This is a genomic window from Candidatus Sarcina troglodytae, assembly GCF_015708635.1.
GTDB lineage: Bacteria > Bacillota > Clostridia > Clostridiales > Clostridiaceae > Sarcina > Sarcina ventriculi.
On the sequence record NZ_CP051754.1, the window covers coordinates 99039 to 122153 of the forward strand.

Annotated in this window: 9 protein-coding genes, 4 tRNA genes and 7 rRNA genes; 19 read left to right on the top strand and 1 reads right to left on the bottom strand. The window is 36.3% G+C overall.

The genetic code is table 11. The annotated features are described in order from the left end of the window. Positions 1-7 precede the first annotated feature (7 nt). Both rrf (HH195_RS00495) and HH195_RS00500 read left to right on the top strand, forming a co-directional pair. Positions 8-125, top strand: a 5S ribosomal RNA gene (gene rrf, locus HH195_RS00495). 6 nt (positions 126-131) lie between these two features. Continuing rightward, positions 132-207 (top strand) — tRNA-Lys (locus tag HH195_RS00500). A gap of 58 nt (positions 208-265) precedes the next feature. On the opposite strand, the gene HH195_RS00505 is transcribed toward HH195_RS00500, so the two are convergent. Next, positions 266-1003 carry a signal peptidase II gene (locus HH195_RS00505; RefSeq protein ID WP_196371191.1) on the bottom strand — a complete coding sequence of 246 codons (738 nt, stop codon included), beginning with the start codon at positions 1001-1003 and terminating at the stop codon, positions 266-268. 387 nt (positions 1004-1390) lie between these two features. On the opposite strand from HH195_RS00505, the gene HH195_RS00510 reads away from it, so the two are divergent. The 17 genes from HH195_RS00510 to fusA all read left to right on the top strand — a co-directional run bounded on the left by HH195_RS00510 (position 1391) and on the right by fusA (position 23017). Next, positions 1391-2900 (top strand): 16S ribosomal RNA (locus HH195_RS00510). A gap of 198 nt (positions 2901-3098) precedes the next feature. Beyond that, positions 3099-6002 (top strand): 23S ribosomal RNA (locus tag HH195_RS00515). Positions 6003-6104: 102 nt separating this feature from the next. Beyond that, positions 6105-6222 (top strand): 5S ribosomal RNA (gene rrf, locus HH195_RS00520). The 16S, 23S and 5S rRNA genes sit together here with 3 tRNA genes alongside, the layout of an rRNA operon. A 4-nt stretch (positions 6223-6226) precedes the next feature. Further along, positions 6227-6303: transfer RNA gene (locus HH195_RS00525), tRNA-Ile, on the top strand. A 5-nt stretch (positions 6304-6308) separates the two neighbouring features. Continuing rightward, positions 6309-6384: transfer RNA gene (locus HH195_RS00530), tRNA-Ala, on the top strand. 161 nt (positions 6385-6545) lie between these two features. Next, entirely contained in the window at positions 6546-6701 is a 156-nt protein-coding gene (locus HH195_RS00535) for a hypothetical protein (protein ID WP_196371192.1), read from the top strand. A 281-nt stretch (positions 6702-6982) separates the two neighbouring features. Beyond that, complete coding sequence (gene glgB, locus HH195_RS00540; protein ID WP_196371863.1) at positions 6983-9085, top strand: 1,4-alpha-glucan branching protein GlgB; 2103 nt, start codon at positions 6983-6985, stop codon at positions 9083-9085. A gap of 21 nt (positions 9086-9106) precedes the next feature. Continuing rightward, positions 9107-10543, top strand: coding sequence for a glycogen synthase GlgA (gene glgA / locus HH195_RS00545; protein ID WP_196371193.1), 1437 nt, complete (start codon positions 9107-9109; stop codon positions 10541-10543). Positions 10544-10663: 120 nt separating this feature from the next. Then, positions 10664-11104: a hypothetical protein gene (locus HH195_RS00550; RefSeq protein WP_243278511.1), complete on the top strand. Its 441-nt coding sequence runs from the start codon at positions 10664-10666 to the stop codon at positions 11102-11104. 270 nt (positions 11105-11374) lie between these two features. Further along, on the top strand, positions 11375-12514 hold the full coding sequence (locus HH195_RS00555) for a glucose-1-phosphate adenylyltransferase (protein ID WP_055260272.1): 1140 nt from the start codon (positions 11375-11377) through the stop codon (positions 12512-12514). Positions 12515-12541: 27 nt separating this feature from the next. Further along, entirely contained in the window at positions 12542-13648 is a 1107-nt protein-coding gene (gene glgD, locus HH195_RS00560) for a glucose-1-phosphate adenylyltransferase subunit GlgD (protein WP_196371194.1), read from the top strand. 388 nt (positions 13649-14036) lie between these two features. Then, the gene (locus tag HH195_RS00565) at positions 14037-15581 is read left to right on the top strand and encodes an AbgT family transporter (protein ID WP_196371195.1); all 1545 of its coding nucleotides are present in this window, start codon (positions 14037-14039) and stop codon (positions 15579-15581) included. Between the two features lie 312 nt (positions 15582-15893). Further along, positions 15894-17403 (top strand): 16S ribosomal RNA (locus HH195_RS00570). Positions 17404-17601: 198 nt separating this feature from the next. After that, positions 17602-20505 (top strand): 23S ribosomal RNA (locus HH195_RS00575). A gap of 102 nt (positions 20506-20607) precedes the next feature. Then, positions 20608-20725, top strand: a 5S ribosomal RNA gene (gene rrf / locus HH195_RS00580). 6 nt (positions 20726-20731) lie between these two features. Continuing rightward, a tRNA-Asn gene (locus HH195_RS00585) sits at positions 20732-20806 on the top strand. Positions 20807-20998: 192 nt separating this feature from the next. Continuing rightward, entirely contained in the window at positions 20999-23017 is a 2019-nt protein-coding gene (fusA, locus tag HH195_RS00590; RefSeq protein WP_196371196.1) for an elongation factor G, read from the top strand. The last annotated feature ends 98 nt before the right edge of the window (positions 23018-23115 follow it).

Below are 23115 nucleotides of genomic sequence, written 5' to 3' on the forward strand. Positions count from 1 at the left end.
ATGATTATCTGGTGATAATGCTCTTTAAGGTAACACCCGTTTCCATTCCGAACACGAAGGTTAAGCTTTTAGAGGCTGATGGTACTGCATGGGAGACTGTGTGGGAGAGTAAGTGGTTGCCAGGTTTATATGGTTCACTAGCTCAGTCGGTAGAGCACATGACTTTTAATCATGGTGTTCGGGGTTCGATTCCCCGGTGAGCCACCAAACCTCTATATTTTATATAGAGGTTTATTTTTATATTATTTAGTGTAATATAGTAACATTAGTTATTTTTTTTTAGAATATTTATTTTAATATCATCGATAATAAAGCGAGAAATTTTTTTTGTTTGCATACTTGAATCTTTAATTTTATTATTATTTTCATTAAAAGTTATTGTGATAAATAAAAAAATAGCCATATTTATATAAATATCTTTAAAATCAGCTATAAATAAGTTACTTATTCCAATAAAATCTAGGCTTCCTCCATAAAAAATTTTATCTATTAGAGAACATGCAGATCCTGCTATGATAAAGATGTAACATAAATCAACAAAAAAATTTTTTTTATAGTAGTTATTATAATATTTATAAATTTCATAAAATAAAAATAATGCAATAAAATTTATTAATATTAACATAATGAAATTAATATTAATATTAAATCTCACATTCAGCCAGGAACCTTTGGTATTTATAATTGGATTAAAAGATAACAAATTAGGAATTATATAAAAGCTTTTTTTGAAGAAAAAAATTCTTATAATTATTTTTGCACTTTGGTCAATTATAAATAAAATTAGAGATAAAAAAAATAAAGATTTTTTAGATAAGCCATGTTCAAAATATTTGGAAATCTTAAACAATAAGAAACTAATTATAAATAAAATTAATGATGGAAATATAGTTAAAAAAATAAGAGTAGATAAATATATTTTTCCACTAAAAAATTCAAATAGACAGTATAGTAACCACATTAAAGGCAATACTATAATTAACATATAATTTGTTTTTTTCATATTTTACCTCCATAAAAATTTATGTATATATTTTATTATATGTAATTAGGTATGTTAAGTAAATTTTAAAATAATTTAGTGAAAATTATTTTTTATGGGAATTATTAATGATTGTATAAATATTTAAAAGTATTTTTAAATAAAGCCAAAAAATAAGAATTAAAATAAAAAAATTGTATTAATATTTATTTGATTAAAAAAATAAAAAAAGTTATTGACAAAGATTAAGTAAAGTGATAAGATAAAGAAGTCGCTTGAGGGCGACAAAGAAAAAAGAAAAAGAATGGTCTTTGAAAATTAAACAGATAATTTAAGTAAACCAGCAATTCTTTTATAAGTAATATGAGTAGATTAAACTCAAATAAAAACTAAGAAATTAGTATATTTTAATTTGAGAGTTTGATCCTGGCTCAGGATGAACGCTGGCGGCGTGCTTAACACATGCAAGTCGAGCGAGAAAAGTTCTTCGGAGCTTTTCTAGCGGCGGACGGGTGAGTAACACGTGGGCAACCTGCCTCATAGAGGGGAATAGCCTTCCGAAAGGAAGATTAATACCGCATAATATTGTTGAAAGGCATCTTTTAACAATCAAAGGAGCAATCCGCTATGAGATGGGCCCGCGGCGCATTAGCTAGTTGGTGAGGTAACGGCTCACCAAGGCGACGATGCGTAGCCGACCTGAGAGGGTGATCGGCCACATTGGAACTGAGACACGGTCCAGACTCCTACGGGAGGCAGCAGTGGGGAATATTGCACAATGGGGGAAACCCTGATGCAGCAACGCCGCGTGAGTGATGAAGGTCTTCGGATTGTAAAGCTCTGTCTTTAGGGACGATAATGACGGTACCTAAGGAGGAAGCCACGGCTAACTACGTGCCAGCAGCCGCGGTAATACGTAGGTGGCAAGCGTTATCCGGATTTACTGGGCGTAAAGGGAGCGTAGGCGGATATTTAAGTGGGATGTGAAATACCCGAGCTTAACTTGGGAGCTGCATTCCAAACTGGATATCTAGAGTGCAGGAGAGGAGAATGGAATTCCTAGTGTAGCGGTGAAATGCGTAGAGATTAGGAAGAACACCAGTGGCGAAGGCGATTCTCTGGACTGTAACTGACGCTGAGGCTCGAAAGCGTGGGGAGCAAACAGGATTAGATACCCTGGTAGTCCACGCCGTAAACGATGAATACTAGGTGTAGGGGCCCCAAGCCTCTGTGCCGCCGCTAACGCATTAAGTATTCCGCCTGGGGAGTACGGTCGCAAGATTAAAACTCAAAGGAATTGACGGGGACCCGCACAAGCAGCGGAGCATGTGGTTTAATTCGAAGCAACGCGAAGAACCTTACCTAGACTTGACATGTCCTGAATTACCAGTAATGTGGGAAGTTCCTTCGGGAACAGGAACACAGGTGGTGCATGGTTGTCGTCAGCTCGTGTCGTGAGATGTTGGGTTAAGTCCCGCAACGAGCGCAACCCTTATTGTTAGTTGGTACCATTAAGTTGACCACTCTAGCGAGACTGCCCGGGTTAACCGGGAGGAAGGTGGGGATGACGTCAAATCATCATGCCCCTTATGTCTAGGGCTACACACGTGCTACAATGGCAAGTACAAAGAGAAGCAATACTGTGAAGTGGAGCAAAACTCAAAAACTTGTCTCAGTTCGGATTGTAGGCTGAAACTCGCCTACATGAAGCTGGAGTTGCTAGTAATCGCGAATCAGAATGTCGCGGTGAATACGTTCCCGGGTCTTGTACACACCGCCCGTCACACCATGAGAGTTGGCAATACCCGAAGTCCGTAAGCTAACCGTAAGGAGGCAGCGGCCGAAGGTAGGGTCAGCGATTGGGGTGAAGTCGTAACAAGGTAGCCGTAGGAGAACCTGCGGCTGGATCACCTCCTTTCTAAGGAAGAACATCTTAGGAAAACTAAGATGATAATAAAGAATGCTTCTTAAATATCTGTTTAATTTTGAAAGACTAAGTTCTTTCAAAATTATGTTCTTTGAAAATTACACATAAGTATTAATAAATAGAGTAAAGCCAATTAAATTTACTATTCTTTGTAAAATTGATTGCAACTATCTAAAAGATAGAAACAAAGGTCAAGCTACAAAGGGCGTATGGTGAATGCCTTGGCATCAGGAGCCGATGAAGGACGTGATAAGCTGCGATAAGCTTTGGGTAGACGCACATAGTCTGAGATCCAAAGATTTCCGAATGAGGAAACTCACATGGGAAACCCCATGTATCGTTAACTGAATAAATAGGTTAACGAGGGTAAACCTAGGGAACTGAAACATCTAAGTACCTAGAGGAAGAGAAAGAAAAATCGATTTTCTAAGTAGCGGCGAGCGAAAGGGAAAGAGCCCAAACCGGAAACTTGTTTCCGGGGTTGTGGATAGAACATAACGAGAAACTATAACTAATTGAAGAGAGCTGGAAAGCTCTACCGTAGAAGGTAATAGTCCTGTAAGTGAAAGTTAGAGTAATCAAGTTCTAATCCAGAGTACCACGAGACACGTGAAACCTTGTGGGAAGCAGGGAGGACCACCTCCCAAGGCTAAATACTACCTGATGACCGATAGTGAAGCAGTACCGTGAGGGAAAGGTGAAAAGAACCCCGGGAGGGGAGTGAAATAGAACCTGAAACCATATGTCTACAACCGATCAAAGCACCTTATGTGTGCGATGATGTGCTTTTTGTAGAACGAGCCAACGAGTTACGATATGTAGCAAGGTTAAGTACTTAAGGTACGGAGCCGAAGGGAAACCAAGTCTTAATAGGGCAACTAGTTGCATGTCGTAGACCCGAAACCGGGTGACCTATCCATGGCCAGGTTGAAGCGAGGGTAAAACCTCGTGGAGGACCGAACCACGTTGCTGTTGAAAAAGCATGGGATGAGCTGTGGATAGCGGAGAAATTCCAATCGAACTCGGAGATAGCTGGTTCTCCTCGAAATAGCTTTAGGGCTAGCGTCGAATATGAGTAATGGAGGTAGAGCACTGAATGGGCTAGGGGGCATAGCGCTTACCGAACCTTATCAAACTCCGAATGCCATATACTATAAGTTCGGCAGTCAGACTACGAATGATAAGATCCGTGGTCAAAAGGGAAACAGCCCAGATCGTCAGCTAAGGTCCCAAAGTGTAAGTTAAGTGGAAAAGGATGTGGGATTTCTAAGACAACTAGGATGTTGGCTTAGAAGCAGCCACTCATTAAAAGAGTGCGTAATAGCTCACTAGTCGAGAGATCCTGCGCCGAAGATGTTCGGGGCTAAAACTTACCACCGAAGCTACGGGCTTGAATTTATTCAAGCGGTAGAGGAGCGTCGTAATCGGGCTGAAGTCATACCGTAAGGAGTGGTGGACTGATTACGAGTGAGAATGTTGGCATTAGTAGCGAGATGTAGGTGAGAATCCTACAGGCCGAATACCTAAGGTTTCCTCAGGAAGGCTCGTCCGCTGAGGGTTAGTCGGGACCTAAGCCGAGGCCGAAAGGCGTAGGTGATGGACAACTGGTTGATATTCCAGTACCACTACCATCGTTATTATCGATGGCGTGACGCAGGAGGATAGTGTGTGCTAGCTATTGGATGCTAGTCTAAGCATTTAGTCAGTTACAATAGGCAAATCCGTTGTAATAATGATGAGATGTTATGGGGAAGGTTCTACGGAACCGAAGTACATGATTCCACGCTGCCAAGAAAAGCGTCTAGAGAGAGAAGTAGTGCCCGTACCGCAAACCGACACAGGTAGGTGAGGAGAGAATCCTAAGGCCGGCGGAAGAATTGCAGTTAAGGAACTCGGCAAATTGATCCCGTAAGTTAGCAATAAGGGATGCCTACGAGAGTAGGCCGCAGAGAATAGGCTCAAGCAACTGTTTAGCAAAAACACAGGTCTCTGCTAAAGCGTAAGCTGATGTATAGGGGCTGACGCCTGCCCGGTGCTGGAAGGTTAAGGGGAACACTTAGCGTAAGCGAAGGTGTGAACTTAAGCCCCAGTAAACGGCGGCCGTAACTATAACGGTCCTAAGGTAGCGAAATTCCTTGTCAGGTAAGTTCTGACCCGCACGAATGGCGTAATGACTTGAGCACTGTCTCAACTGCAAATCCGGCGAAGTTGTAGTACCAGTGAAGATGCTGGTTACCCGCGATTGGACGGAAAGACCCCGTAGAGCTTTACTGTAGCTTAGCATTGAATTTCGGTATTGTCTGTACAGGATAGGTGGGAGACTGAGAGACTAGGGCGTCAGCCTTAGTGGAGTCGACGTTGGGATACCACCCTGATAGTACTGAAGTTCTAACTGGCGGCCATGAATCTGGTCACAGGACATTGTTAGGTGGGCAGTTTGACTGGGGCGGTCGCCTCCTAAAAAGTAACGGAGGCGCCCAAAGGTTCCCTCAGAACGGTCGGAAATCGTTCGAAGAGTGCAAAGGCAGAAGGGAGCCTGACTGCGACACCCACAAGTGGAGCAGGGACGAAAGTCGGGCTTAGTGATCCGGTGGTACCTCGTGGGAGGGCCATCGCTCAACGGATAAAAGCTACCTCGGGGATAACAGGCTGATCTCCCCCAAGAGTCCACATCGACGGGGAGGTTTGGCACCTCGATGTCGGCTCGTCGCATCCTGGGGCTGAAGTAGGTCCCAAGGGTTGGGCTGTTCGCCCATTAAAGCGGCACGCGAGCTGGGTTCAGAACGTCGTGAGACAGTTCGGTCCCTATCCGTCGCGGGCGTAGGAAATTTGAGAGGAGCTGTCCTTAGTACGAGAGGACCGGGATGGACTGACCTCTGGTGTACCAGTTGTTCCGCCAGGAGCACAGCTGGGTAGCTAAGTCGGGAAGGGATAAACGCTGAAAGCATCTAAGCGTGAAGCCCACCTCAAGATGAGATTTCCCATAGCATAAGCTAGTAAGACCCCTTGAAGAACACAAGGTTGATAGGTCAGAGGTGTAAGTATGGTAACATATTTAGCTGACTGATACTAATAGGTCGAGGGCTTGACCTAATTAACTTTATGTTAATACTTAGTGTAATTAAAAAAACAAAAAAGTGTTGACAAGGTAATTAATTTGTTATACAATAAAAATGTAATTGATATTACAAATTATCTGGTGATAATGCTCTTTAAGGTAACACCCGTTTCCATTCCGAACACGAAGGTTAAGCTTTTAGAGGCTGATGGTACTGCATGGGAGACTGTGTGGGAGAGTAAGTGGTTGCCAGGTTTATGGATCTTTAGCTCAGTTGGTTAGAGCAACCGGCTCATAACCGGTAGGTCCGGGGTTCGAGTCCCTGAAGGTCCACCATATTTGGGGGTATAGCTCAGTTGGGAGAGCACCTGCCTTGCACGCAGGGGGTCAAGAGTTCGAATCTCTTTACCTCCACCAAAAAGAACTACTTTAATTTAAGTAGTTCTTTTTTTATGCAATAAATTATAAAATATGTGTGTAAATTATGTTGAAATTAACGTATAATAAAAGTATATTATAAAGATTATTTAATGGTATAAAATGCATAAAGAGATATTATGATAGGAAGTGTATTTGTTATGGTGGGGTTAGAAGAGCTACGAGACGAATTAGTAGAGTTAAAACTAAAGAAAAGAAGATTTGTATTAGCTAATAAAGACACAAAAGAAGTTGATAGATTAATACATTTGATTGAACAACAAATTATAGAGTTAGATAGTATTCAAGTCATGTAAATAATTTTTTTATGCAAACTGTTATAGATAAAGCCTTTAAGGCTTTATCTATTTTTTATTAATAAAAGTATTTTATTTTGATTAATATTGCAAATATTTACTTTAAATTAAAATAATGCTATAATTTTTTTAAACTAAATACTTTAATAACTAATTTATGGTTGTAAGAAATGGGGGTTTATATGAAAAAAACACAATTTGAAAATAATAATATTGTAGAGTTGGATGATGATTTAATCAATTGTAAAAATGAAATTAGTGTTAGTTTTAATGAGGATAAAATGAAATTAAAAAATAAAAAAACAGACAAAAAGTGTATAAAAGAAAAGTTAGTTAATGATTACAAACATATTATTAGTAATGAATCGGTTAATTTTAAAAATTTTGTAACAGATTTAGATGAGTATCTTTTTAAAGAGGGAACCCATATGAGTTGTTATAAGTTTATGGGGGCACATTATGTTACAGAAAATAGAAAAAAGGGATTTAGGTTTACCACATGGGCTCCAACTGCCAGTAAAGTTATAGTTGTTGGAGATTTTTCTAATTGGGAAAAAAAAGAAGAATATGAGATGATAAGACAAAATGAAAGTGGTTTATGGAGTATATTTGTACCTGATTTAAAAGAAGGTATGAAGTATAAATTTGCTGTTACTAATGAAGATGAAACATGGACTGTTTTAAAAGCAGATCCCTATGCATTTAAATCTGAATTGCGTCCAGATACAGCATCTATACTGGTTAAAGAATCTAAATATAGATGGGGAGATAAAAAGTGGTTGAATAGGAGGGGGAAAATAAATCATTTTGAAACTCCTATGAATATTTATGAGCTGCATTTAGGTTCATGGAAAAGAAATGACAAGGAATTTTTAACTTACGATGAATTGAGCAAAATATTACCTGAATATATTAAGGATATGGGTTATACTCACGTTGAAATTATGCCAGTAAATGAACACCCATTAGATAAATCTTGGGGATATCAAATTACAGGATATTATTCACCTACTAGTAGGTATGGTGATGCTAAAGGATTAAAAAATTTAATTAATAATCTTCATAAAGAGGATATAGGGGTAATTTTTGATTGGGTACCTGGTCACTTTTGCAAAGATGAACATGGATTAGCTTATTTTGATGGTACTGCAACCTATGAATATGGAGCAAGTTGGAAATCAGAAAATAAGGGTTGGGGAACCAATAATTTTGATTTAGGAAGGCCAGAGGTAAAAAGTTTTTTAATATCTAATGCATGCTATTGGATAGATGAATTTCATGTAGATGGATTAAGGGTAGATGCTGTATCTAATATGCTTTATTTAGATTATGGAAGAAATTATGGAGAGTGGGAACCTAATATATATGGGAAAAATGGAAATTTAGAAGCTATAGATTTTTTAAAGAACTTTAATAAAACGGTAAAAAGCAATTTTCCGGGTGTGATAACCATTGCTGAGGAGTCAACGTCTTGGGAAGGAATTACTGCATCAATTGAAGATGGGGGATTAGCTTTTGATTTTAAATGGAATATGGGGTGGATGAATGATACTTTAAGATATATAGAAAAAGACCCTATATATAGGAAATATCATCATAATCAATTAAATTTTTCTATGGTATATAACTATTCAGAAAAGTTTATATTACCTATTTCTCATGATGAGGTTGTTCATGGAAAAGGTTCTTTAATAGGTAAAATGCCAGGAGATAATTGGAATAAGTATGCTGGTTTAAGGTTATATTCAGCATTTATGATGGGACATCCTGGTAAAAAATTATTGTTTATGGGAAGTGAATTTGGTCAATTTGTTGAATGGCAAGAAAATCAACAATTGCAATGGCAAGTGATAGAAAAATATGATATACATCATAAAATTCATAATTATTTTAAGGATTTAAATAAGTTTTATCTGGAAAACAAAGCTTTGTGGGAATGTGATTATGATGTTGATGGATTTGAATGGATAGATGCTAATAATTCTGAAAAAAGTATATTGACATTTATGAGAAAAGGCAAAGAAAAAGAAGATACTTTAATATTTATTTGTAATTTTACTCCAGTTGTATATTATGATTTTGGAGTTGGAGTTAATGAGAAAGGAATCTATAAGGAAGTGTTCAATAGTGATAATCTTGCTTATGGAGGTTCAGATCAAATAATGAAAGAAGAATTTAAATCTATAAATGAATCATGGAATGAGAAACCATATAAAGTGCTATTAAAAGTACCACCTATGGCTGTGTTGGTAATAAAAAAATGTGCTGAGTTAATTGAGGATGAAAAAATTTTAGCTGAAACATTGACTAGTAAAAGTGAACTAACTAGTTTAGATGAAAATGAAGTTAAAATTATAGATAATAAATTTAAAGAAGAAAATTAGATATATAAAAGGAGCTTTGTTATGAGAGTTTTATTTGCGGCATCAGAAGCACATCCATTTATAAAAAGTGGCGGACTTGGAGATGTTATGGGTGCATTGCCTAAAGAATTAAGAAATTTAGATATTGATGCAAGGGTCATAATACCAAGATATAAAAATATAAGACAAGATTTTTTTAACGATATGGTGTATATAAGGTCATTTAATGTTCGTGTGGGATGGAGAAATCAACATTGCGATGTTTTTGAGTATACCTATGATAATGTTATCTATTATTTTATAGGTAATGATTATTATTTTAATAGGGATGAAATGTATGGGCACTTGGATGATGGAGAAAAATTTGCTTTTTTTAGTAGAGCAATTTTAAATTTTATTGGAGAGCATAATTGGTGTCCTGATATTATTCATTGTAATGATTGGCAAACTGGAATGTTACCAGTTATGTTAAGGGTAGAGTATTTAAGAAATAGCTTTTATTCAAATATAAAAACGGTCTATTCCATTCACAATTTACTATTTCAAGGTAATTTTAGTCCAAGCGTACTTCCAGAACTGTTCGGTTATGACTATAACCTTTATGAAAATATGAGTCTAGAATTGAATGGGGCTGTTAGTTATATGAAAGGAGGAATAAATTTTTCAGATAAAATTTCAACTGTAAGTAGGACGTATGCAGAAGAAATAAAAACGAAAGAATATGGCGAAAATTTAGAGGGATTACTAGTATATAGAGCTAATGATTTAGTAGGTATAGTAAATGGGATTGATTATAATGAATATAATCCAGCAGAAGATATTCATATTTGTAAGAAATATGGCATATATAATTTACATGATAAATCTGAAAATAAAAAGGATCTTCAATATTCTCTAGGACTACCTATTAATGATAATGTACCTGTTATATCAATTGTTTCGAGATTAACTAACCAAAAAGGGATTGATCTTATAATAAATTCTATTGAGCAAATTTTAGAAAGAGGAGCTCAATTGGTTATATTAGGAACTGGAGAAGAAAGGTATGAAAATTATTTTAGATATTTACAAGATAAATACAGAGATAAAGTTTCAGCCAATGTAACATTTGATAATGCTTTAGCTCATAGAATTTATGCAGGATCTGACATGTTTTTAATGCCATCAATGTTTGAACCTTGTGGTCTTGGACAACTTATAGCCTTAAGATATGGAACAGTTCCTATAGTTAGAGAAACTGGTGGGCTAAAAGATACAGTTATACCATATAATAAAATAAGTGGAATTGGAAATGGATTTAGTTTTAGAGAGTATAAAGCAGAAGATTTATCACTTATTATGAATTATGCATTGGATTTTTATTATAATGATAAAAATGCATGGAACTCAATAATTAGTCAAGCGATTAATTCAAATAATAGTTGGCACAAATCAGCAAATGAATATAAAAATTTATATGAAGAAATTATTTGGGGATAATTTATTAATTAAAAAATGAAATGGGCATTTGAAATTTTAAATAATTAATAAAAGTTTTCAAAATATTATTAATTTAATGAGGGGAGGATGCTGTAGAATTAAAAATTTTGCAGTAGTGTAATGATGATAACTACAATAGTATGTAGAGAAGATGGATGTGATAGCAACTGTTTTTATATAAGAGATAATGAAGAAAAGTTGCAATTAACGTGCATTAAATGTAATAAAACTTGGGAGATATCAAGAAGTAAGCAAATTTTCACAATACTATCCAATTGTTCTTCATGTAGCAATGAAACTTTTAAAGTATTTAAAGACACGGAAGGAGAAAATATATTTTTTAAATGCATTAAATGTGGAAATCCTCCTGAAAAAGTTTATATAGATGATGATGGAGTGCAAGTGTCTTACGAAGTTAAAATATTGAATGATATGAAGTATAATTTGTATAGACTTAATGAAAATTTAAAGAATTTAGAAGAAAAAATTAATGGATTGGAAAGTGGACAAGATATTTTGGAGCAATCATTAGCATATGTGACAAAATTTCTATCTAATTAAATAGTACTATCTTAAACTGTGTGATATATAAGCAATTATATCTGCAATTTAAGATAGTATTTATTTTTTTTAAATGTTAATCAAATTTACATAAATATTAAAAAAAATATAGAAATATGATTGTAAAGTGTAGAATTTTAAGGATTATTAGTATAAAAAAAATTATCTAAAAAATAATAATATAAAGTAAAATATGTTATAATATAGTTATAAATGAAAAGTTTGACATTTATATGGTTAAAGGAAGAATTTTGAGGGGAGATACATTACATGACAAAAAAAGAGATTGTAGCAATGATTCTAGCTGGAGGACAAGGCTCTAGATTAGGCGTATTAACTAAAGATTTAGCAAAACCAGCAGTTCCTTTTGGTGGAAAATATAAGATAATAGATTTCCCATTAAGTAACTGTTCAAATTCTGGGATATACACTGTGGGGGTGTTAACTCAGTATAAACCATTGGAACTAAATTCTCATATAGGGATTGGTGATACTTGGGATTTAGATAGAAGAAATGGTGGAGTTAGAATATTGCCACCGTACCAGAAAGAAAAAGGTGGAGATTGGTATAAAGGTACAGCAAATGCTATTTATCAAAATGTTGCATTTATAGAGATGCATGATCCTGAATATGTTCTTATATTATCAGGAGACCATATATATAAGATGGATTATGATAAAATGCTAGATTTTCATAAAGAAAAACAAGCTGATGCGACAATTGCTGTAATAGATGTGCCATTAAAAGAAGCTAGTAGATTTGGAATAATGAATACCAATGATGATTTATCAATATATGAGTTTGAAGAGAAACCAGAAAATCCCAAAAGTACAAATGCATCCATGGGAATATATATATTTAATTGGAAAGTTTTGAAACGAGCTTTAGAAGAGGATGAATTAGATGAATTATCTTCTAATGATTTTGGAAAAAATATAATTCCTAAAATGCTTGAAGAGGGAAGAAAATTAGTAGCTTATCCGTTCAAAGGATATTGGAAGGATGTAGGAACTATAGAGAGTCTTTGGGAAGCTAATATGGATTTGTTAAAAGATGAAAATGAGTTAAGTCTTCATGATGATGAGTGGAAGATATATTCAGCTAATCCTGTTAGACCAGCACAATATATAGGACCAGAAGCTAAAATTAAAAATTCTTTAATAGTTGAAGGATGTATTGTTAATGGAATAGTTGAGAATTCAGTTTTATTTCAAGGTGTTCATGTAGGAGAAAATACAGTAATAAGAAATTCTGTTATAATGCCTAATACCATAATTGAAGAAAATTCAGTTATAGATAAAGCTATAATTGGTAGTGAAGTTCACATTTTAAGTAATTGTAATGTTGGAAATGGAGACAGTATTTCAGTTATAGCATCTAATGAGAATATAGAAGAAGTAATCAAATAACATTAATGGTAGGGGGAATTTAGAGAGATGAACAATTGTATAGGAATAATAAATTTAGATGAAAATGAAAGCAGAATGAGTGAGTTAGTTAAAAATAGACCATTAGCATCTGTTCCGTTAGCTGCTAGATATAGAATAATAGATTTTGTATTATCAAATATGACTAATGCGGGCATGGATTCTATAGGAATATTTACAAAAAATAAATCACGTTCATTAGTAGATCATTTAACTAATGGAAGACCTTGGGATCTTCACAGGAAAAAGCACGGGTTAAGAGTTTTTAACTTTGGGGATAAGAATCCACAATATGATGATATATATAATTTTGCAGATAACATAGAGTTTTTGACAAAAAGCAGAAAAGAGTATGTTGTAATAGCACCATCATATATGATATGTAATATAGATTATAAAAAATTAATAAAATATCATAGAGAACAAGATAATGATATAACAATAGTATATAAAAATATTGCAGATGGAAATTCTGATTTTATAGAATGTGATGTTTTAAATATATTAGAAAATGGTATGGTCAAAGGTATAGGTAAAAATATAGGTAGAGAGCCTAATCTTAACATATCAATGGAAATGTATGTATTGAGAACTGATTTATTAATAGAAATGATTTATGAATGCATAAGGCAGGGAGTTTATAAAAAGGTTAAAAGTTATATAAGTTCAAACTTAGAGAATTTAAAGGTTGGTTCTTATAAATTTGATGGATATTTAAGCTGTGTAAATTCTTTAAGATCTTATTATAAAACTAATATGGATATTCTTATTCCTGAAGTATATACGGAATTATTTTTAGGAGACAGACCTATATATACAAAATCTAAAGATGAGTCTCCAACTCACTATGCTGAAAAAAGTATAGTTAAAAATTCAGTAATTGCAAACGGATCCTATATAGAGGGAACAGTTGAGAATTGTATAATAGGAAGAAGGGTATATGTGGCACCTGGAGCTGTGGTTAAAAATTGTGTAATAATGCAAGAAACAGTTATAGGAAATGATGCTAAAATTGACAAAGTGATAGCTGATAAAGCCTCTGTGATAAGGAAAGATGAAAAAGTAATAGGATTAAAAATGTATCCTGTAGTTATAAAAAAATCTTCACTTTTATAAATAGGTATTTAGAAATATTAAAATATTCTAATTTAGATAAAAATTATGTATGTAATTATGATAGATTGTTTAGAATTATATAAGTATGTTTAATAATATTAGAATTTATTAAAAAGGTCTAATTTTGAATTAGACCTTTTTATTTATGGGAAGACATAAAAATTACATATTAAACTAATGATAGGTATAGTATGTAAAGTTTATGGTAATTAATGAATTATCAATTATATCGTTAAAAAAATAAAAAAAATTTAATAATAATAGAAATAAAAATAAATTTATTTGATAAGATAATAATATATTGATTTTTTGATAAATAATGGTATAATAAACCTATATTTATAATTTAATGAGAAAAATGTTAAATACAGGTGAAGGGGGAAAGTTAATGGCGATTGTAAAAGAAAAAAAGAAAAAAAAATTTAGTTTTTTGAATGCAATTGAAAAAGTAGGAAACAAATTGCCACATCCGGCAACGATTTTCATAATTCTTTGTGTTGGAATAGTAATTTTATCTCATATATTAGCTAAAATGGGTGTTCAAGTGACTTATACTGGAATGGATAGATCAGATGGTAATACAATAAAGGATATGACAGTTAGTGTACAAAGCCTATTAACAGCTGAGGGGATTAGGTATATTTTCACATCGCTAATTACTAATTTTACTGGTTTTGCTGCGTTAGGAACAGTTTTAGTTGCTATGTTAGGTGTTGGTGTAGCTGAAGGAACAGGTCTTATAGGGACTGCTTTGAGAAAAATAGTTCTTAATACTCCTAAAAGTTTAATAACTGTTGTAGTCGTATTTGCTGGTGTAATGTCAAGTATTGCATCAGATGCAGGATACGTTATATTAATTCCTTTAGGAGCAGTAGTATTTTTAAGTTTCGGAAGACATCCATTAGCCGGTATCGCAGCGGCTTTTGCTGGTGTTTCAGGAGGATTTAGTGCTAATTTATTTCCAGGGTCTACAGATGCTTTGTTATCTGGTATGACTACAGAGGGTGCTAAAATGATTAATCCAACAGCAAATGTATCAGTAACATCTAACTGGTTTTTTCTTATAGCATCTACGATACTAATAACAATTATAGGAACAGTAATAACAGAAAAAATTGTTGAACCTAGGCTTGGAGAATATAAAGGTAGAATAGATGGATTCGAAGAGGATGCATTAAACCCATTAAATAAAAGAGAAAAAAGAGGTCTTAGATTTGCTGGGATATTTCTTTTGGTAGGAATTATATTTATAGTTTTTTTAACAATACCGGCAAATGCTCCTCTTAGAAATGCAGAGACAGGGGCACTTTTAAAATCTCCATTTATGGATAGTATAGTGGTTACCATAGCATTATTGTTTTTCTTAGCAGGTGTGGGCTATGGTATTGGTGCTGGAACTATAAGAAATGATAAGGATATAGTGGCACAAATGTCGAAGACAATGTCTACAATGGGAGGGTATTTAGTATTAGTATTTTTTGCATCTCAATTTGTAGCTTATTTTGCCAAAACTAATTTAGGTACTGTGATTGCGGTTAAAGGTGCTAATTTCTTGCAAGCTACCGGAATTAGGGGTATACCATTATTAATAGGTTTTGTGCTTGTTACTGCATTTATAAATTTATTCATGGGATCAGCCTCTGCTAAGTGGGCAATAATGGCACCAATATTTGTACCAATGCTTATGCAAATGTCAATTAGTCCTGAGATAACTCAAATGGCTTATAGAATTGGTGATTCAACAACAAACATAATATCACCACTTATGACATATTTTGCCCTTATTGTATCTTTTGCAGAAAAATATGATAAGGAGTCTGGAGTTGGAACAATGATTTCAACCATGATACCATATTCTATGGCATTGTTAATAGGATGGTCAGTACTTTTAATAATTTGGATTATGTTTAATCTTCCATTTGGTATAGCATAAAATATATAGCAGCCTCATCAAAAAAATATTTTTGATGAGGTTATTTTATGTGTTTTTGATTAATTAAATGAAAATTACAAATTAAAAAATAACTTAAAGAAATAATAATAAAAAAATAAAAAATTATTATTAAAAGTTGTTGACAAAGATTAAGTAAAGTGATAAGATAAAGAAGTCGCTTGAGAGCGACAAAGAAAAAAGAAAAATAATGGTCTTTGAAAATTAAACAGATAATTTAAGTAAACCAGCAATTCTTTTATAAGTAATATGAGTAGATTAAACTCAAATAAAAACTAAGAAATTAGTATATTTTAATTTGAGAGTTTGATCCTGGCTCAGGATGAACGCTGGCGGCGTGCTTAACACATGCAAGTCGAGCGAGAAAAGTTCTTCGGAGCTTTTCTAGCGGCGGACGGGTGAGTAACACGTGGGCAACCTGCCTCATAGAGGGGGATAGCCTTCCGAAAGGAAGATTAATACCGCATAATATTGTTGAAAGGCATCTTTTAACAATCAAAGGAGCAATCCGCTATGGGATGGGCCCGCGGCGCATTAGCTAGTTGGTGAGGTAACAGCTCACCAAGGCGACGATGCGTAGCCGACCTGAGATGGTGATCGGCCACATTGGAACTGAGACACGGTCCAGACTCCTACGGGAGGCAGCAGTGGGGAATATTGCACAATGGGGGAAACCCTGATGCAGCAACGCCGCGTGAGTGATGAAGGTCTTCGGATTGTAAAGCTCTGTCTTTAGGGACGATAATGACGGTACCTAAGGAGGAAGCCACGGCTAACTACGTGCCAGCAGCCGCGGTAATACGTAGGTGGCAAGCGTTATCCGGATTTACTGGGCGTAAAGGGAGCGTAGGCGGATATTTAAGTGGGATGTGAAATACCCGAGCTTAACTTGGGAGCTGCATTCCAAACTGGATATCTAGAGTGCAGGAGAGGAGAATGGAATTCCTAGTGTAGCGGTGAAATGCGTAGAGATTAGGAAGAACACCAGTGGCGAAGGCGATTCTCTGGACTGTAACTGACGCTGAGGCTCGAAAGCGTGGGGAGCAAACAGGATTAGATACCCTGGTAGTCCACGCCGTAAACGATGAATACTAGGTGTAGGGGCCCCAAGCCTCTGTGCCGCCGCTAACGCATTAAGTATTCCGCCTGGGGAGTACGGTCGCAAGATTAAAACTCAAAGGAATTGACGGGGACCCGCACAAGCAGCGGAGCATGTGGTTTAATTCGAAGCAACGCGAAGAACCTTACCTAGACTTGACATGTCCTGAATTACCAGTAATGTGGGAAGTTCCTTCGGGAACAGGAACACAGGTGGTGCATGGTTGTCGTCAGCTCGTGTCGTGAGATGTTGGGTTAAGTCCCGCAACGAGCGCAACCCTTATTGTTAGTTGGTACCATTAAGTTGACCACTCTAGCGAGACTGCCCGGGTTAACCGGGAGGAAGGTGGGGATGACGTCAAATCATCATGCCCCTTATGTCTAGGGCTACACACGTGCTACAATGGCAGGTACAAAGAGAAGCAATACTGTGAAGTGGAGCAAAACTCAAAAACTTGTCTCAGTTCGGATTGTAGGCTGAAACTCGCCTACATGAAGCTGGAGTTGCTAGTAATCGCGAATCAGAATGTCGCGGTGAATACGTTCCCGGGTCTTGTACACACCGCCCGTCACACCATGAGAGTTGGCAATACCCGAAGTCCGTAAGCTAACCGTAAGGAGGCAGCGGCCGAAGGTAGGGTCAGCGATTGGGGTGAAGTCGTAACAAGGTAGCCGTAGGAGAACCTGCGGCTGGATCACCTCCTTTCTAAGGAAGAACATCTTAGGAAAACTAAGATGATAATAAAGAATGCTTCTTAAATATCTGTTTAATTTTGAAAGACTAAGTTCTTTCAAAATTATGTTCTTTGAAAATTACACATAAGTATTAATAAATAGAGTAAAGCCAATTAAATTTACTATTCTTTGTAAAATTGATTGCAACTATCTAAAAGATAGAAACAAAGGTCAAGCTACAAAGGGCGTATGGTGAATGCCTTGGCATCAGGAGCCGATGAAGGACGTGATAAGCTGCGATAAGCTTTGGGTAGACGCACATAGTCTGAGATCCAAAGATTTCCGAATGAGGAAACTCACATGGGAAACCCCATGTATCGTTAACTGAATAAATAGGTTAACGAGGGTAAACCTAGGGAACTGAAACATCTAAGTACCTAGAGGAAGAGAAAGAAAAATCGATTTTCTAAGTAGCGGCGAGCGAAAGGGAAAGAGCCCAAACCGGAAACTTGTTTCCGGGGTTGTGGATAGAACATAACGAGAAACTATAACTAATTGAAGAGAGCTGGAAAGCTCTACCGTAGAAGGTAATAGTCCTGTAAGTGAAAGTTAGAGTAATCAAGTTCTAATCCAGAGTACCACGAGACACGTGAAACCTTGTGGGAAGCAGGGAGGACCACCTCCCAAGGCTAAATACTACCTGATGACCGATAGTGAAGCAGTACCGTGAGGGAAAGGTGAAAAGAACCCCGGGAGGGGAGTGAAATAGAACCTGAAACCATATGTCTACAACCGATCAAAGCACCTTATGTGTGCGATGATGTGCTTTTTGTAGAACGAGCCAACGAGTTACGATATGTAGCAAGGTTAAGTACTTAAGGTACGGAGCCGAAGGGAAACCAAGTCTTAATAGGGCAACTAGTTGCATGTCGTAGACCCGAAACCGGGTGACCTATCCATGGCCAGGTTGAAGCGAGGGTAAAACCTCGTGGAGGACCGAACCACGTTGCTGTTGAAAAAGCATGGGATGAGCTGTGGATAGCGGAGAAATTCCAATCGAACTCGGAGATAGCTGGTTCTCCTCGAAATAGCTTTAGGGCTAGCGTCGAATATGAGTAATGGAGGTAGAGCACTGAATGGGCTAGGGGGCATAGCGCTTACCGAACCTTATCAAACTCCGAATGCCATATACTATAAGTTCGGCAGTCAGACTACGAATGATAAGATCCGTGGTCAAAAGGGAAACAGCCCAGATCGTCAGCTAAGGTCCCAAAGTGTAAGTTAAGTGGAAAAGGATGTGGGATTTCTAAGACAACTAGGATGTTGGCTTAGAAGCAGCCACTCATTAAAAGAGTGCGTAATAGCTCACTAGTCGAGAGATCCTGCGCCGAAGATGTTCGGGGCTAAAACTTACCACCGAAGCTACGGGCTTGAATTTATTCAAGCGGTAGAGGAGCGTCGTAATCGGGCTGAAGTCATACCGTAAGGAGTGGTGGACTGATTACGAGTGAGAATGTTGGCATTAGTAGCGAGATGTAGGTGAGAATCCTACAGGCCGAATACCTAAGGTTTCCTCAGGAAGGCTCGTCCGCTGAGGGTTAGTCGGGACCTAAGCCGAGGCCGAAAGGCGTAGGTGATGGACAACTGGTTGATATTCCAGTACCACTACCATCGTTATTATCGATGGCGTGACGCAGGAGGATAGTGTGTGCTAGCTATTGGATGCTAGTCTAAGCATTTAGTCAGTTACAATAGGCAAATCCGTTGTAATAATGATGAGATGTTATGGGGAAGGTTCTACGGAACCGAAGTACATGATTCCACGCTGCCAAGAAAAGCGTCTAGAGAGAGAAGTAGTGCCCGTACCGCAAACCGACACAGGTAGGTGAGGAGAGAATCCTAAGGCCGGCGGAAGAATTGCAGTTAAGGAACTCGGCAAATTGATCCCGTAAGTTAGCAATAAGGGATGCCTACGAGAGTAGGCCGCAGAGAATAGGCTCAAGCAACTGTTTAGCAAAAACACAGGTCTCTGCTAAAGCGTAAGCTGATGTATAGGGGCTGACGCCTGCCCGGTGCTGGAAGGTTAAGGGGAACACTTAGCGTAAGCGAAGGTGTGAACTTAAGCCCCAGTAAACGGCGGCCGTAACTATAACGGTCCTAAGGTAGCGAAATTCCTTGTCAGGTAAGTTCTGACCCGCACGAATGGCGTAATGACTTGAGCACTGTCTCAACTGCAAATCCGGCGAAGTTGTAGTACCAGTGAAGATGCTGGTTACCCGCGATTGGACGGAAAGACCCCGTAGAGCTTTACTGTAGCTTAGCATTGAATTTCGGTATTGTCTGTACAGGATAGGTGGGAGACTGAGAGACTAGGGCGTCAGCCTTAGTGGAGTCGACGTTGGGATACCACCCTGATAGTACTGAAGTTCTAACTGGCGGCCATGAATCTGGTCACAGGACATTGTTAGGTGGGCAGTTTGACTGGGGCGGTCGCCTCCTAAAAAGTAACGGAGGCGCCCAAAGGTTCCCTCAGAACGGTCGGAAATCGTTCGAAGAGTGCAAAGGCAGAAGGGAGCCTGACTGCGACACCCACAAGTGGAGCAGGGACGAAAGTCGGGCTTAGTGATCCGGTGGTACCTCGTGGGAGGGCCATCGCTCAACGGATAAAAGCTACCTCGGGGATAACAGGCTGATCTCCCCCAAGAGTCCACATCGACGGGGAGGTTTGGCACCTCGATGTCGGCTCGTCGCATCCTGGGGCTGAAGTAGGTCCCAAGGGTTGGGCTGTTCGCCCATTAAAGCGGCACGCGAGCTGGGTTCAGAACGTCGTGAGACAGTTCGGTCCCTATCCGTCGCGGGCGTAGGAAATTTGAGAGGAGCTGTCCTTAGTACGAGAGGACCGGGATGGACTGACCTCTGGTGTACCAGTTGTTCCGCCAGGAGCACAGCTGGGTAGCTAAGTCGGGAAGGGATAAACGCTGAAAGCATCTAAGCGTGAAGCCCACCTCAAGATGAGATTTCCCATAGCATAAGCTAGTAAGACCCCTTGAAGAACACAAGGTTGATAGGTCAGAGGTGTAAGTATGGTAACATATTTAGCTGACTGATACTAATAGGTCGAGGGCTTGACCTAATTAACTTTATGTTAATACTTAGTGTAATTAAAAAAACAAAAAAGTGTTGACAAGGTAATTAATTTGTTATATAATAAAAATGTAATTGATATTACAAATTATCTGGTGATAATGCTCTTTAAGGTAACACCTGTTTCCATTCCGAACACGAAGGTTAAGCTTTTAGAGGCTGATGGTACTGCATGGGAGACTGTGTGGGAGAGTAAGTGGTTGCCAGGTTTATGTTCCTCTGTAGCTCAATGGTGGAGCACTCGGCTGTTAACCGATAGGTTGGAGGTTCGAGCCCTCTCGGAGGAGCCATTTTTTAAAAGAATGTTATCAAAGTAGATTATGTCTGTTTTGATAACATTCTTTTTATTTTTTTAAATAATTTATTCCAAGAAACTTATCATAAATTAATATTTTAATTAATCGTAGAATATATTTTACTAATAGAAAGTGAAAGGTGGTAAAATCGAAAATGTTTGAAAACATTTTCTGAAAATATAATTTATGAAAGAATATGGTATTAATGATTTAAGGAATGTTGCACTTGTTGGACATAGTGGAGTAGGGAAAACTTCTTTAGTTGAATCTTTATTATATTCATCTAACTCAATTGATAGATTAGGAAAAGTTGATGAAGGAAGTACAACTAGTGATTTTGATTTAGAAGAAAAAAAAAGAAAAATGTCAATTAATACTTCAATATTAAAAATAGAATTAGAAAAAAATAAAATAAACTTATTAGATACTCCAGGATATTTTGATTTTATTGGGGAGACAATAAAGGGAATATCAGTTTCTGATGTATCTTTAATTGTAGTATGTGGTGTAAATGGAATACAAGTTGGAACAGAAATGGCTTGGGACTATTGTGTAAAAAAGAACATTCCAAGGGCTTTTTTTATAAATAAATTAGATAGAGAAAATTCAAATTATGATAAAATTTTAAAACAACTAAGAAATCAATTTGGTAATAATATTGTTCCTATTAATTATCCACTTGGAGTAGAAGAAAATTTTACTGATGTTCTAAATATATTAGAAGATAATAACTCTGTGTATGGCATTGATAGTGAAACTTTGAATAAAATAATTAAATACAAAGAAAATATTATGGAATTAGTTGCAGAAAGTGATGAAAATTTGCTAAATAAATATTTAGAGGTAGGAACTTTGTCGAATGAAGAAATATATTTAGGTTTAAGAAATGGAATAATCTCTGGAGAGATAATTCCTGTCATGTGTGGGAGTTCAACTAAATGTTTAGGTATAAATTTATTAATTCAATGTATTAATAAGATTTTTCCGTCACCTAATCCTATTGTTGAGATGAGAAATAATCTTAAAAAGACTTGTAAAGAAGAAAAATTTTCAGCTAGAGTGTTTAAGACAATAATTGATCCATTTATGGGAAAGTTATCAATATTTAAAGTTATTACTGGGGAATTGAATACATCTACGGATATACTTAATTGTTCTAATGGTAGTATAGAGAAAATAAGCAATTTATACTATATAAATGGTAAAAATCAATTGCCAGCTTATAATATTAAAAAAGGAGATATAGGCGCAATAGCAAAATTGCAAAGTATTTCGACTGGAGATATTATTTGTGATGTTAATAATAGGATTTTATGCTCAAGCATAAAATTCCCAGAGCCTGTAATAAAAATGGCTATAATTCCAAAAACTAAAGGTGATGAAGATAAAATTTCATCAGGATTATATAAACTTTTAGAAGAGGATAATACTTTTAAAATAGTTAGGGATGTGGAGAATGCTGAAATATTAATAGAAGGAATGGGGGAGACCCATTTAGAAGTTTTGGCAAGTAAATTAAAGAGCAAATTTGGTGTAGACGTATTTTTAAGGTTACCTAAGGTAGCTTATAGAGAAACTATAAAAGGAAAAGCGGATGTACAAGGAAAGCATAAGAAGCAATCTGGTGGACATGGACAATATGGTGATGTAAAGATAAAATTTGAACCAAGATTAGATGGAGTTGAAGAGTTGGAATTTATTGATGCTGTTGTAGGGGGAACTGTTCCTAAGAATTTTATACCAGCTGTAGAAAAAGGATTGAAAGAGTGTGCAAAACATGGTGTTTTAGCTAGATATCCTGTAATAGGACTTAAGGCAACACTTTATGATGGCTCTTATCATTCTGTTGATTCATCAGAAATGGCTTTTAAAATAGCTACATCAATAGCTTATAAAAAGGGATTAGAGCAAGCTAATCCAGTTCTTTTAGAGCCTATAATGGAGTTCGTTGTAAGGATTCCTGATGAATATATGGGAGAAGTTATAGGTGATATAAATAAAAAAAGAGGGAGAGTATTAGGAATCGAGCGTAAAGAAAATATGCAAGTTATAACTGCTGAAATTCCTCAGGTTGAGTCTTTTAAATATGCTACTGATTTAAGGTCTATAACTCAAGCGAGAGGTAGTTTTAATATGAAATTTAAAAGATATGCTGAAGTTCCAAGTAATGAGTTAAATAAAATAATTAAAAGTAATAATTTATAGAATATAAGAATGAGATATATTAAAATTAAATATTGTTTTAATATATCTTATTTTTATTTGTATAAATTTTAAATTAATTGTAATATATTTTGTAATGA

Bases quoted from the DNA above. Each gene is read 5' to 3' on its own strand.
- HH195_RS00505 (WP_196371191.1), bottom strand. From the start codon at position 1,003: ATGAAAAAAACAAATTATATGTTAATTATAGTATTGCCTTTAATGTGG.
- HH195_RS00535 (WP_196371192.1), top strand. From the start codon at position 6,546: ATGGTGGGGTTAGAAGAGCTACGAGACGAATTAGTAGAGTTAAAACTA.
- glgB (WP_196371863.1), top strand. From the start codon at position 6,983: ATGAAATTAAAAAATAAAAAAACAGACAAAAAGTGTATAAAAGAAAAG.
- glgA (WP_196371193.1), top strand. From the start codon at position 9,107: ATGAGAGTTTTATTTGCGGCATCAGAAGCACATCCATTTATAAAAAGT.
- HH195_RS00550 (WP_243278511.1), top strand. From the start codon at position 10,664: ATGATGATAACTACAATAGTATGTAGAGAAGATGGATGTGATAGCAAC.
- HH195_RS00555 (WP_055260272.1), top strand. From the start codon at position 11,375: ATGACAAAAAAAGAGATTGTAGCAATGATTCTAGCTGGAGGACAAGGC.
- glgD (WP_196371194.1), top strand. From the start codon at position 12,542: ATGAACAATTGTATAGGAATAATAAATTTAGATGAAAATGAAAGCAGA.
- HH195_RS00565 (WP_196371195.1), top strand. From the start codon at position 14,037: ATGGCGATTGTAAAAGAAAAAAAGAAAAAAAAATTTAGTTTTTTGAAT.
- fusA (WP_196371196.1), top strand. From the start codon at position 20,999: ATGAAAGAATATGGTATTAATGATTTAAGGAATGTTGCACTTGTTGGA.